At 30.5% G+C, this 13,490-nt stretch carries 10 protein-coding genes; 6 read left to right on the top strand and 4 right to left on the bottom strand.

Annotated elements, in window-relative coordinates; all coding sequences use genetic code 11:
• Positions 1 to 99: 99 nt before the first annotated feature.
• The 3 genes from DMR38_RS02185 to DMR38_RS02175 form a co-directional block, all read right to left on the bottom strand.
• Entirely contained in the window at positions 100 to 507 is a 408-nt protein-coding gene (locus DMR38_RS02185) for a hypothetical protein (RefSeq protein WP_127719795.1), read from the bottom strand.
• Between the two features lie 156 nt (positions 508 to 663).
• Positions 664 to 1,806, bottom strand: a complete 1,143-nt coding sequence (locus DMR38_RS02180; RefSeq protein ID WP_127719794.1) for a TolC family protein — start codon at positions 1,804 to 1,806, stop codon at positions 664 to 666.
• Positions 1,807 to 1,837: 31 nt separating this feature from the next.
• Positions 1,838 to 2,974, bottom strand: a complete 1,137-nt coding sequence (locus DMR38_RS02175; protein ID WP_127719793.1) for a TolC family protein — start codon at positions 2,972 to 2,974, stop codon at positions 1,838 to 1,840.
• 358 nt (positions 2,975 to 3,332) lie between these two features.
• On the opposite strand from DMR38_RS02175, the gene DMR38_RS02170 reads away from it, so the two are divergent.
• From DMR38_RS02170 to DMR38_RS02145, 6 genes are all read left to right on the top strand, one after another.
• A complete protein-coding gene (locus DMR38_RS02170) occupies positions 3,333 to 4,598 on the top strand; it encodes a hypothetical protein (protein WP_127719792.1) in 1,266 nt (421 codons plus the stop codon).
• Between the two features lie 114 nt (positions 4,599 to 4,712).
• A complete protein-coding gene (locus tag DMR38_RS02165; RefSeq protein WP_127719791.1) occupies positions 4,713 to 5,438 on the top strand; it encodes an ABC transporter ATP-binding protein in 726 nt (241 codons plus the stop codon).
• The gene (locus tag DMR38_RS02160; protein ID WP_127719790.1) at positions 5,425 to 6,177 is read left to right on the top strand and encodes an ABC transporter permease; all 753 of its coding nucleotides are present in this window, start codon (positions 5,425 to 5,427) and stop codon (positions 6,175 to 6,177) included. Before DMR38_RS02165 ends, DMR38_RS02160 begins: the two co-directional genes overlap by 14 nt.
• A 9-nt stretch (positions 6,178 to 6,186) precedes the next feature.
• Positions 6,187 to 7,641, top strand: coding sequence for a HAMP domain-containing sensor histidine kinase (locus DMR38_RS02155; protein WP_127719789.1), 1,455 nt, complete (start codon positions 6,187 to 6,189; stop codon positions 7,639 to 7,641).
• On the top strand, positions 7,619 to 8,311 hold the full coding sequence (locus tag DMR38_RS02150) for a response regulator transcription factor (RefSeq protein ID WP_127723858.1): 693 nt from the start codon (positions 7,619 to 7,621) through the stop codon (positions 8,309 to 8,311). Before DMR38_RS02155 ends, DMR38_RS02150 begins: the two co-directional genes overlap by 23 nt.
• Before the next feature lie 163 nt (positions 8,312 to 8,474).
• Positions 8,475 to 10,034 (top strand): cell wall-binding repeat-containing protein, encoded by a 1,560-nt coding sequence (locus tag DMR38_RS02145; RefSeq protein ID WP_127719788.1) that lies wholly within the window; start codon positions 8,475 to 8,477, stop codon positions 10,032 to 10,034.
• Positions 10,035 to 10,085: 51 nt separating this feature from the next.
• Here DMR38_RS02145 and DMR38_RS02140 read toward each other — a convergent pair whose 3' ends face one another.
• Positions 10,086 to 13,418: a cell wall-binding repeat-containing protein gene (locus DMR38_RS02140; RefSeq protein ID WP_127719787.1), complete on the bottom strand. Its 3,333-nt coding sequence runs from the start codon at positions 13,416 to 13,418 to the stop codon at positions 10,086 to 10,088.
• Positions 13,419 to 13,490: the final 72 nt, after the last annotated feature.

The raw sequence follows: 13,490 nt of genomic DNA, 5'->3' as shown, positions 1-13,490 counted from the left end.
ATGAAGAATTAATAGTTAATGTGGATTTTTTGTAACAGCTAAAAATCATCTTTCACTATTAATTCTTCATTATTAATTCTTACATTATAGTATTCTGCATTACTTTACAGTCAAATTAACTATACTTTTATTATCTCTTACAGCCATTACATTTACCTGCATATTCTTATATTTTTTCTTTAAATCCTGGGCATATTTTTGTGCAAGATCTTTAGCTTCTTTGTCACTAACTCCACTTTTAATTACCATTGTAGCTATGGCTCTGTTATTTTGTACATATACCTGTCCATTAAATATAGCTTTTTCCTTCTTAAGCTGAGCTGTCTTGTCTGTATCTGTTGTTATCTTAGCTGCTTCTTTCTGTTTTGCTGCCTCCTTCTGTTTTTCCGCCGCAATTTTTGAAGCATCATTTTGGGAAGATTGTTTTCCAAAGGAACATCCCGATAGAGATATAAGCAGTGTTAACATCAATGCAAGTATTCCTAATTTTTTAAAATTGTGTTTCACATTATCACTCTCCATATAATTATTTCAAATCTCATTTTATCATATATGATTCAATTTTATAGTATTTCTATTTATTTTAATAAAAATTTAATTTTCTACAAAAATAAAACTATGCTAAATATTATCTAGCATAGTTTTTAAATATTGTCTGTAAAATTATTGTGTTAAGTTATATTCAAATTGCTCTACTGCTACCACATAATTGTTTATAGCATTTTTTAAATTAATTTTTTCACTTTTAAGTGCAAGAGCTGCAGAATCTGCTTGAAGCTGCACGGCAACTCCCTGTTGAACCTTTGCTTCCGTAGTATCGTAAGTTGACTGAGCACTTGCTACTTTTGCTTGTTCAGTTTCTATAGCATCCTCTAAAGTTTTTAATCCATAGTAGCCATTCCACAAATTAGTTTTAATAGTCAATATAGTATTAGTACGGCTATTTTCAAGATCTTCAATGCTAAGTCCCGCACTTACCTCACCTGATGCATCATTATGAGAATACTGCTTATATATATTCTCCTTTATTCTAAGTATATCCAGATTGTTATCTATCTTCCCTATATTATAGTTACTGTCAACTGCTTTATTAATCTTATCTTCTATATTGCTGTCATTATATTTTACAAAAGATTTTTCAGTCGGAACCAGAGTCAAATCCCCATCAAGATCCATATTTATTGTCTGCTTTATAGCCAATAAATTTTGTTGAAACTGTGCTTTAGGCTGATTTAATGAGGCTTGAAGCTGACTTTCCTGAACTTGTAAAGACTGCAAGTCATTATTTGTAAGTTGTCCATTTGCTATTTTCACCTTGGTCTGGGCAATTTGTTCCTCAACATTTTTTATCTGGTCATTAATTGTATTTATCTGATCCTCATTGGTAAGAGCATTTAAATACTGCTGTTCTGTAGAAAATTTAAGATTCTGCAGCGAATCATCCTTATCATGTTTTGCGTCTTTTATGTTCTGTTCATCTGCCTTTGGAATTACATCTGTAGTAAGCTTTATATTTGCATATTGTCCATTTGGATAATTAGCCTCACTTGTTCCACTGTTATTTATAAGAGCTGCATTCATATTGTCCCTGTCAAATTGTCTTTGATATAGAAGTATTTTTTGTTCTTTAGTTTGGATAGATACACTATTTTTTTCTATATCATTAAGTACCTGATCCAAACTTAAAGTTGCATTACCAGTAATGCTATTTACAGGTGTTATGGTACTATTATTTGCTGCAAAGCATGTACTACTTATACTAAAAGCTAATGCTAATCCAATTGCTATACTTAATTTACCTTTCATCCTTTTTCCCCCTTCAATATGAAAGCTTCTATTAATTAGATAAATTTGAAGTATCACTTCCTGCGCCACAAGCTAATTCCAACTTAGTTTGTGCCATCCATATACTTCTTTCTGCAGATTTCAAATCATTTTGTGCACTCTTCAAATTAGCAGCCTGGGTATCAAAATCTATCCTGCTTAGCACCCCTACATTATATTTTATCTGTGCAGTATTATAATTAGTCTGTGCTAAATTTAAGGCATCTTTTTTTGATCCAAGTATTCTTGTCTTAACTTGAAGATCATTATACAAGCTATTTACCTCTGAAGTTATATTCAATTTTTGAATCTCCAAACTATCAGAAGCATTATCTACATTTGCCTGAGCAAGTCTATTTGGAACACTTTGCTTATCAGAGAATATGCCATTTACAACATCATATTTGAATTTTTGAAGTTCTATATTTTTCTGTCCTATTAAAACTTCCGCTCTATTTTTCAGAGCATCATTTAAATACTCATTATAATTTCTTATATAAGGTGATTCCGTAAGCTTGTCTTTAAACGGAATAGCATACTGGGTATATATATCAATTCCTGCAATTTTATTTAAACTCTGAATATCTGAATTATACTGTCTCTGACATTTTCTAAGTTGATTTTTTTCCGATATATAATCTGCTTCAGCCTTTTTTTCATCTGAAGGGGATATCGTTCCAAGGCCTAATTTGAGCTGTGCACTATTATATTGTTTTTCTGCATTTTTAAATTTTTGATTTTCCAAATCTACTGCATCTTTATCATTCATAATTGTCGTATATTGATTATAGGCAGACAGCTTTACCTGATTTTCAGCTACAGTTTTTATTTGAGTGTATTTATATTCAGAAAACTTATCCTGCTGTTGAGTATCGCTCATATTTTCCATTAATTGCAATCTAGTATATCTATCTAAATTTGCTCCACCTTTGTCTAATTGATCAGAATAAGAAGCTGCATTTTTTATATCACTCGTGTAGGAGTTTTGAGCCTGTTTTATTGAAATATCTGCACTTTTGACATCATAAGAATTTTGAATAGCAGTATTGATAAAACTGTCAATATCTAATGTATTTCCATCTGCAAAAACTGCAGTGCTTGTACAAAGTGTTATTACTGCTGTGAAAGCTAATATTTTAATTTTATTCATTTTTTCCTCCTTCCATATATTAAATTATTTTCTTCCAAAATATAATATTTCAATGATAACTAATTCTATCACAATTATATTTATATTTCCATGGTAAAGTTAACCTACAATTTTGTTTAAAATTGTATCTGATGGCTACCTACTGTAACACTCCCACTTCTATCAAAGTGGGAGATAACAGTAGCTACGCCCCTAGATAATTCATCTAAACTTAGTGGGAGAAACAAAACTCCCACTAAGTAAGATTCATTGATAAGTTTATACTTTGTTTATATTTGATTTATACAAATTAGATACACTCAATTTATAATTAAACTATGAAAGTCTTTCATAAATAATCATAAAGGAGCTATGCAAAATGAAAATAAGTAAGAAAGCAGCAATGCTTATAAGTTTTACTATTGGAACACTTATGTTTACAACTACAGCATTTGCTGAAGTCAATTCAAAAAGTGGATATGATAGACTTAAAGATTCCCTTAAGTACACTGCTCAAAGCTGCACTAGTAAATTTTCAAGCTTTACTGTAGATTCTTCATTTTTAGTTAAAGATAATGGTTCGATTATATATTCTAAAAATATGCTAAATAAATATAATTTGTCTGACAAATCTGTAGAAAATACAAGCAAGACAAATAATGGCACTACTATATCAAAATACCTATACTATAAGGATAAAAATATTATTATAAATAATAATACTCTAAATGGTAATATGTATTACGTAACCAATATAACCGACAAAACTAAAGCAGATGATTCAATCCTTTCAAATCCGTTTAAAGAGAATAGAACATCTGATATTGAAAAAATAGTAGATGCTGCTATTGGTAATTTAAAGGATTCTATATCTGTAACCGAAAAACCTGATGGAAGTAAAAAACTATCCACTTCTTTAAACGAAAATCAAATACCATCACTTATAAATGCATTAATATCTTTTAGATTAAAAGAAGATATTACTAATATCAACAAACAACATTCACAACCAGATTCGTCTTCTGTAAAACTTCCACAAATTTCAAAAGACGTATTTGTTAAGGATGCCTCTGCTGAAATTACTACAGATAAGAATGGAACAATACAAAATGTACTTGCATCTGGAACAATTTCAGGAAAAGATAACAGCGGCAAAGATCATCTTTTAGTTTTCGAATTATCTCTAAAAATTAAAGATATAAATAGTACAAAAGTATCCAAACCAGATCTTTCAGATAAAAAAGTATTTGAAAACACTGAAAAGGACTATACTAAATTATCTAATCCAAATGCATATCTTGGCAAATATAAAACTGACATTACAATAAAAAAAGAGGATAAATTTCAAAAAATAGGTGAACGATTTATAGAAATCAATAAAATAGATAGCAAACATGTAGAAGGAAAATATTATGAAACATTTTTAAAAGGATATGAAAATTACTCTTCAAACACAAAATCATTCAACTTTAAAGGTAATTTTCAGGATCAAAGTACCTCAGCAGATTTTAGTACTACTACATCTTCCGGGAACAGCCTTAAGGGAAACATATATATTTCCCCAACATCTGCAAATATAAATTTTAATATAGATAATGAGCCAGAATTTGATACTGATTCTTTATTTAATAAGATACTCAATTGATTAAGTGAATTTTTAATATAAAATTTGGAATATGTGCTGACAAAACTCATTGTCAGTATGTTTCCAAATGTAAGTTAAAATTTGATAAAGCATCCAATGAGGAGGGAATGCCATTTGGAAACAGTAATTGAGATAAATAATTTAAGCAAATTATTTAAAAATGACAGGGGTATAAGTAATCTAAATTTGAAAATAAATAGAGGCGATATCTTTGGATTTTTAGGACCTAATGGAGCTGGCAAATCAACTACTATGAAAATTATGACAGGTCTTGCAAAACCGGATAGAGGTGATGTAAAAATTTTTAACCATAGTATTTTAGATGATTTTGAAAATGCAATGAAAGACGTAACCTGCATTATAGAAACTGCTCAATCCTACGGATATTTAACTGCATTTGAAAATTTAAAACAAACTTCAAGATATTATAAAAATGTAAATGATTCAAGAATTAATGAAGTTTTGAATTTACTGGGTCTTTCAAAATATAAACATGAAAAAACTAAAAAGTTCTCTCTTGGAATGAAACAGAGACTTGGAATTGCTTCTGCAATTTTGTCAAAGCCCAAAATAATTATTTTAGATGAACCCTTAAATGGACTGGATATAGAAGGAATGATTGACGTAAGAAATATTATAAAAGATATGGCTCAAAAAGAACAGACTACATTTTTCATATCAAGTCATCTAATACATGATATTGAAATGACCTGCACTAAGATAGGCTTATTATATAATGGTACTCTAATTAATGTTGATACTACTAAAAATATTTTAAAAAATTATTCTTCACTTGAAAACTATTTTGTCAGCGAGGTAAATAGGAATGATAGAATTTAAAGCTGCTTTAATCAATGAAATTGAAAAATTGTATAAAAAGAAAAAAATGCTCCTATCTGCTATAATATCATTTATAATTATTATATTGGGTCAAATAGTAATTATTGCACTGAGAAATGGATTTGGACTTAGAGGGGTTTCAAATACAGAATTTCCAATACTAGTTTTATCACTTATATCAAATATTGTTCTTCCACTATTCACTGCTCTAGTTACAATAGATAGTTTTTCGGGAGAATTTTCACATAACACAATGAAAATCCCACTTACAATGCCAATTACAAGATTGAAATTATTTACTGCAAAATTAGTTTCAATAACTGTATTTATATTATCAAATCTTTTTTTTGTAATGATTTTTTCAATTACAGCAGGCTTGATTTTTAATTCAAATACAGTAACTTTATTAAGTATATTCAGAATAATTCTCTCTTATACTGTTACAATATTTCCAATGATTGTTTTTGCATTGATCGTCGCATTTTTATCGAATATTTTTAAAAGTGGCACAAGTGTATTCTTTTTATCCATTTTAATTTTTATACTATTTAAATTTTTAAGCATTATATTTTTTCAGTATTCGTCTTTATTCTTTATAAGCTTATTTGATTGGTACAAGCTATGGATTATGAATACCATTCCTGTTTATAAAATATTTTGTAAATTTATGATGATGCTAAGCTATGCTATAATATTTTTTACAGGAAGTTATTATTTATTTGATAAAAAAGATTTTTAAGGTGAGAAAATGGATATCAAAAAACGTCTTACAGTTTACAACAGCATGACACTTATAGTTCCTTTTATTGTTACAATCTTAACTGCATTTATATTTATATTTATATCTTCAAAATTTTTGAACACAAACATAGGATATGACAATTTCAAAAAACTTGAAGCTATAAAATCACAATTATTAAATATATCCGCTGAAATATCCCCTTCAAATATTGAAGATGCCAAATTTGAAAAATATCTATACCAAAAACTTTCCAATGTAAATGGGGACATTATAATATTAAAGAACAATAACGTAATCTTTAATTCTATGGATATAAATAAAATAGACATTCAAAAATTTTTTCAAGAAAATAATCGTGAAACAATTTCAATTGACGGTAATCAATATATTTTTCATATAATCCCGCTTAATTATGACGATTCTTCAACTAAAACAATACTTATAGTTCCACTCGGGGATGACAGCAATGTACTTAAAATTTTTATTATAACTATAATAAGCATTTTTATATTTTCTTGTATAATAACAAATATATTTGTTTCCTACTTATTTTCAAGAAGAATAGTTTCTCCAATAGAAAGTTTAAAAAAGGCAACCTCGGAAATAAGTCGTGGTGACTTAAGTTTTGAAATCATAGAAGATGGTGACAGTGAAATAAGGGATTTATGTTCCGACTTTGAAAAAATGAGGATACAGTTGAAAAATTCCATACATATGAAGATGAAGTACGATGAGGATAGAAAAATATTGGTTTCAAGTATATCACATGACTTAAAAACTCCTATTACATCCATAAAAGGATATGTTGAGGGTATTTTAGACGGAGTTACAAATACTCCTGAAAAACTTGAGCATTATTTAAAAACAATTTATTCTAAATCACAACAAATCGACAAAATGATTGACGATTTACTTTTATATTCAAAACTTGATTTAAATCAGATACCCTTTAATTTTGAAAAGACGGACATAGTTGAATATTTTACATACTGCGTTGAAGAAAGTGCTTTTGAATTAAATAAATTAAATATTGATATTTCTCTTCAAAATAATCTGAATAAATGTAAATATGTAATGATTGATCGTGAAAGATTTACAAGAGTTGCTCTAAATATTATCAATAATTCTAAAAAATACATGGGTGATACTAAAAACAGTAATATATTAATCTCCCTCAGAGAAAACAACGCAAGTATACTAATTGAAATAAAAGATAATGGCTCTGGCATAAGCCAAAATGACATACATAAAATATTTGACAGATTTTATAGGGCAGATTCTGCAAGAACAGAAACCAAAGGAAGTGGTCTTGGCCTTGCAATTGCAAAGCAAATTGTTGAAGGACATAAGGGTAAGATATGGGCTGCAAGTGAAGAAGGCAAAGGTACAAGTATAACTATATCATTACCCAAATTACATGAAAGGCAGATAATTTATGATGAAAAAGATTTTAATAATTGAAGATGATTTAAGCATTGCTGAACTCATAAGAGACTATTTGGAACTTGAAGACTTTGAAGTTGTAATATGTACTGATGGAATAGAAGGTTTAAATAATTTTAAAGAAAACAAATTTGATCTGTTAATTTTAGATATAATGCTCCCTCAACTAGATGGTTTTAGTATTTTACATAGTATACAGGAAGAAAAAGACATTCCTGTACTACTAGTTTCTGCAAAAAAAGAAGAAATTGATAAAATAAAAGGATTAACTCTTGGTGCTGACGATTATATAACCAAGCCCTTCAGCCCAAGTGAACTAGTTGCAAGAGTCAAATCCCACATTAAAAATTATGAAAAAATAAAAGATAAATTTGTTAAACCTTCAAAAAATAATATTATTATAAGAGGTTTGGAAATAAATCAAAATTGTAGACAAGTTTTTGTAAATGGCAGAGAAGTAAATTTAGCTCAAAAAGAATTTGAAATACTATCGTACCTGGCTCAAAACCCTAATAGAGTTTTTAGTAAGGAAGATTTATTTGAAAAAATTTGGGGATTAGATGCAATAGGTGATACCTCCACTGTTACTGTACATATAGGCCGAATAAGAGAAAAAATAGAGTCTTCTCCTTCCAATCCTCAATACATTCAAACTGTATGGGGCGCTGGATACAGATTACGAGTTTAATCAAAACCAATTCTTTAATTTATTATGTATAAAAGTTAAATATATAAGTATTTTCTTCCTAATTTTCTCAATATATTTAAGTAAGTTAAATTTTTCTTATAGGTTTTTTTGTAGCTTTATGCTAGAATTAAGTATATATACTTTAAAGGGAGATGGAAGGATAGTGAAGAAAATACTAGGAATAGCTGCAACAGCAGCTATAGTATTGGGTATGTCAAATACTACCTATGCTAAAACTACGTATAATGTAACACGACTTGCAGGAAGCAACAGATATGAAACTTCGGAAAAAATTGCAGATAACTTTGAAAACGGAACAGTTCAAAGTGTAATAGTAGCCAGTGGAAAGGACTTTCCTGATGCTCTAGGTGGAAGTGTACTGTCAAAAATATACAACGCACCTATACTTTTATTAAATGATGACTTTAAAAATTCTTCAAATGCAGTAGATTACATACAAAACCATTTAAGCAAGAGCGGAAATATATACATATTAGGGGGTACTTCTTCTGTAAGTGATGATTTTGTAAGCTACATAAAAGGACTTGGCTATGGAAATGTAACACGATTTGGTGGTAACAATAGGTTTGAAACCAACAAATCTATCATTAATTCCATGAATGTTCAAAAAGGTACTCCTATGGTAATTACAAATGGTTGGGGCTTTGCAGATGCCCTCAGCGTATCAAGTGCAGCTGCATGTTACAAATACCCTATATTTATGATAGATAATGGAAAGTTATCTGAAAGCAATAAAGATGTTATTTCCAGTATACAACCGTCTAAAATATTGATAATAGGCGGACAAGGTTCTGTAAGTGACAGTGTAGTAAATGAAATAAAAAGTATGGATTCTTCTCTTACAGATAGTAATATAACTAGATTAGGTGGACAAACTAGATATGATACTTCACTCAGCATATGTAAATACTTTAATTCAAATTCAAATTTTGCAGTATTAGCAAATGGTGCAAACTTCCCAGATGCACTAGCTGGAAGTGCACTAGCTTCTAAATTAAGTGCACCTATAATGCTAACAAATGGTAAGGATATATCAGAACAAAAAAGCTATATAGATGAAAAAGGGTATAAGGACATATTCCTTTTAGGAGGACTTAGTTCTGTAGATTTGTCCGTAGAATATTTGCTAAAGCCTACTTCATCAATACCTAAATCTGAAATAGACTATATAACTGCTTTAAAAGGCTACTGTGAATCCTATAAGGATAAAACAGGTACCGTTTCAACCCAAATGGAGGATGTGTATAATAAGACAACTGACATAAGAACAGCTATTACTTCTGCATCAACAGCACAGGAGTTATCATCAGATATAGAACAATTAATTACTTTGTTCAATCAGGGTAATTCTTATTTATCCTCTTACAAAAATGATCTTACAGCATTAAAAGATGAAGTTTCCAATCTTTCAGTACCAAATGGATTAGCCAGCCTTAACAAACAGTACTTAGATAATATAAATACACAATTAAATTATGTAAATATAACTATGAATTATACAACCAGCTGTCTCAATGTATTTACTGAAATGAAAGATGCTCTGGACAATATGGATATAGACAAATTAGAGAAATCTACTAATGCACTTCAAGTCATGGGAAATAGCGGAGGTTATATTTCCAATATTGAAAATGGAAATAAAGGAATAGATGATTTAGATACAATGCTTGGAAATGCCTTAAATAGTTATCAACATCAGTAATTTAAGCGTAATAAGCCCCCTGATATTAAATACCAGGGGGCTTATATTTTTTTATTCTCCTACTGTTATAATTTTACCTGAAATATCACTATCAGATGGAGAATAGATTGTATATCCTGAAGTATTATGACTTTCACTTCTTACATTTATCTTAGAGCTATCACTATTAGCTCTTACTAGAATGCGATCACCTCTGCTGAATGTCCCATTGTTAAACCTGTAAACAAGAGTTCTATTATCTACCCATACTGAAGTAGGTATCAGTTGCTGTCCTGTTTCTTCATCTGTAAACAAGAAGTCATCATTATAAGAAGTAACAATATCATCATCTATTTCTTGATTAAATACTACATTTACAACATTCATACCAGAATTAGGGCTGGCAGACCATAAATCCTGCATGGCTATAGGTGGTACATACACTGCCGTAGAACCAGATTTTATATTACGTCCTGCCGCATCTACAGAACTTGTATTTTCTATACTTACATTAGTCATACTGCCTGCATTTTTTATGGCATTTATCTTCTGATTGTTTTTAATTCCAGACTTAAATATGAGTGTTACATCATTCCCACTTGTAGACCCAGTATCCGGTGCATAACCTGCTACTCGAAAATCATTAAAAGACAGCACATCCAGCGGTTTTGATAGTGACACTTTAACATATATATCATTATTTGCGAAACTCATCTGTGCAGTACCTGCTACAAGTCTTGGTCCATCATTATTATCATCTATAGTTATATCTCCCATATATGATCCGAGATCTAGAGGTTTTCCATCTACATCCTTAAGATTTTTTACTCCCATTTGAATTACACTGGAGCCACTACTTCCTGAGCCTATAGTATAATCAGAATTAAATTCCACAGTTACACTCTTGCCATCAATGCTTGGAGTAATCATAGCACTGGATGGTAAACTTCTTGTATTTCCCTGACCATCTTTAAACATATAATTAGATGAATTTTCTAAAGAATCTTGATCCATAGCCTTACTAAAAAATATTGCCACAGCATGGGAATTATCTACCCTTCTCAATATTTCCGTTACATTTGTACCTTCATTGTCCATTCCAGATAAGGTAGTAGTATAATTATCCATTATGTTAGGACTTGCCTCTGTATCAATTATATTTTTTACAGTCAAAGTATATTTCGAACCTTTAAGATCATCCTCTTTAAACTTTATGTCAAAAGTCCTTTTACTATTTCCATCTACAGTTATATCATTTATAGTATCAATTTTATAAGTTATATTTGCTCCCGTAGAATCAAGTACAGTGTAATTTCCCTTATTTTCAGCATAACTTGTGGAAACATCCTTATTAAATTTTATCCTTATAGTCTTTTCATCAAAAATACTAGCTGTAGATATTGTAGGTTTAGTGGTGTCTCCTCCAACATAAAGACTCATGTTGGATTCATTTATGTAGTTTCCAAAGGTATCTGTAACATTTCCTTTTATCGTAACTGCATTTTCTCCCTGCTTAAGCATATCACTCACTTTTGTGATTTTCACTACAGTATCTCCTGACCCTGTATCAAAAGTTACATAGGAATCATCCACATTTACTGTAGTTCCATTTATTTTGTAATTGCTCGGTTCAAGGGCAGTCTGCTCATCCATAGGTCTATTGTACTTTACATAAATAGTATCTACATTGTTACTTGTTACGCTTTGAACTTGTGGGTTTCCAGACACAGAATTTACAGTAAAATCTTTAGAAGTACTACTTATTGGCAAATTAGCTGCATCACTGAATTTACCTCCAGATTCTCCATTTGGCACAGTAAAAGTATTTTTACCTACTGGAAGCGGAGAATTAAAGTATAAATCTACACCATCAGCCCATACCCCATCTAAGGATTTATCCCTAAATTTAGTAACAGAATCAGATGTGTTTATTCCAAAAGCAGTTATACTCTGCCTATTTATTCTAAACGAAGACAGATTACTGCTGTCCATTCTAATTGGCTCTGAAAATTTCACCCTTAACTTGTTTCCACCTATAGCTGTTATAGAATCAAAAGTTGGAGTACTTATAGACGAAAAAGTAACTTGCTTATCATATTTTGGTACAGTAGTTCCCAAATTTTTTGTATTTACAGCACTTTTAACAGTAAAAGTCACACTCTTATTTAAAGTAAAGGGGTGAGAAAATGTAACAAAAACAGTTCTATTGTCCTCCTGAAGTGTTGCTGTAGCTTGAGTTTGCACAGTTGAGCCAAGATCTCCACCATCTATTTGATAATTTGCAGACCTCTCTGCAGAATCTTTGTCTACATCCGTATTAAATACAACTTTTATCTGATTAAGTCCATTTGTAGTTACAGACCCTACTGTGGCACTTTCAACCCCACTGCCTGAAGCTGCTGCATTTATATCAGAGATAGTTTTGTCAGAAACCGTTCCATTTTCCTCTATAAGATTTAAATCAGTAGTTTTTGCTGCTTTATTTTTGATATAATTCATTGCATTTGCAGTACCGCTGTCATCCTGACCATCAATAAGTACAAGAGGTGCAGCACTTGTTCCAGCCACAGAAGCTGCAATTAATGCATCTGCATATTTATCACCAGTAGCATTTGCAATATAGAGTTTATCCGCCTTTAGTTCGCTGTCAAATTGATTCAATATATTTAAGTTAGTGGCAAATCTATCTGCCCCTCCAGATATCCTGTTTACAGCACCTATACTTTTATATGTATTGTCATTTATTAAAGTTTGCGTACTTATAACAGTAACTTTGGAATTATTGTTCTTTATAAAATTCTCTATAGGGCTCATAGCTTGAGTATTATTCACTCCAAGTAATAATATTTCACCTTTAGCAGCTGCTACGGGTGCAGCAGATAAAGCATCTGCAAAGCCTTCTCCCCCTACCATCATTACATTGTCTGCATTTACCCCCAGCTTTACAAGCTGTTTAGCTACTGCAAGGTTAGTTTCATATCTATTTTTCCCACTTAACTCAATTAAATTATAACCTTGACTCTTTAGATCATCTCTTGTTTTCTGGCATATTGATGCAGTTCCACCTATTATATATATATTTTTTGGTTTTAACTTATCCAGTGCAGATTTTGCATTAGAATTAAGAGATCCTGCCTCAGTTAAAAGTACAGGTGCCTTCAATTGTTTTGCAAGTACTGCAGAACTTATAGCATCTGAATATCCTCCACCTGAAGCAAGTATTACATTGTCAGTACTTGTCCAATTTTGTGTAGCAACTATAGCTGCTGTTTCATAGCAATCTGCTCCAGATAATTTTGTAACTTCCCCTGCTGCCGCTTTAGCAGAAGTAACAGGAAGTGCCGGTGAAAGCAACAACGATAATACAGCCGTGGTGCTTATTGCCTTTATAGCATTTCTTTTCATATACTTATTACCTCCTACCTTATTTAGCAATATATAAATATTGTACCATACATTTTTGCTTTAATGATAGGA

The organism is Clostridium sp. AWRP (genome assembly GCF_004006395.2).
In the GTDB taxonomy this organism is placed as follows: Bacteria; Bacillota; Clostridia; order Clostridiales; family Clostridiaceae; genus Clostridium_B.
Note: the sequence above shows the minus strand (reverse complement) of the source record. Positions and strands in the feature narration are given on the sequence as shown.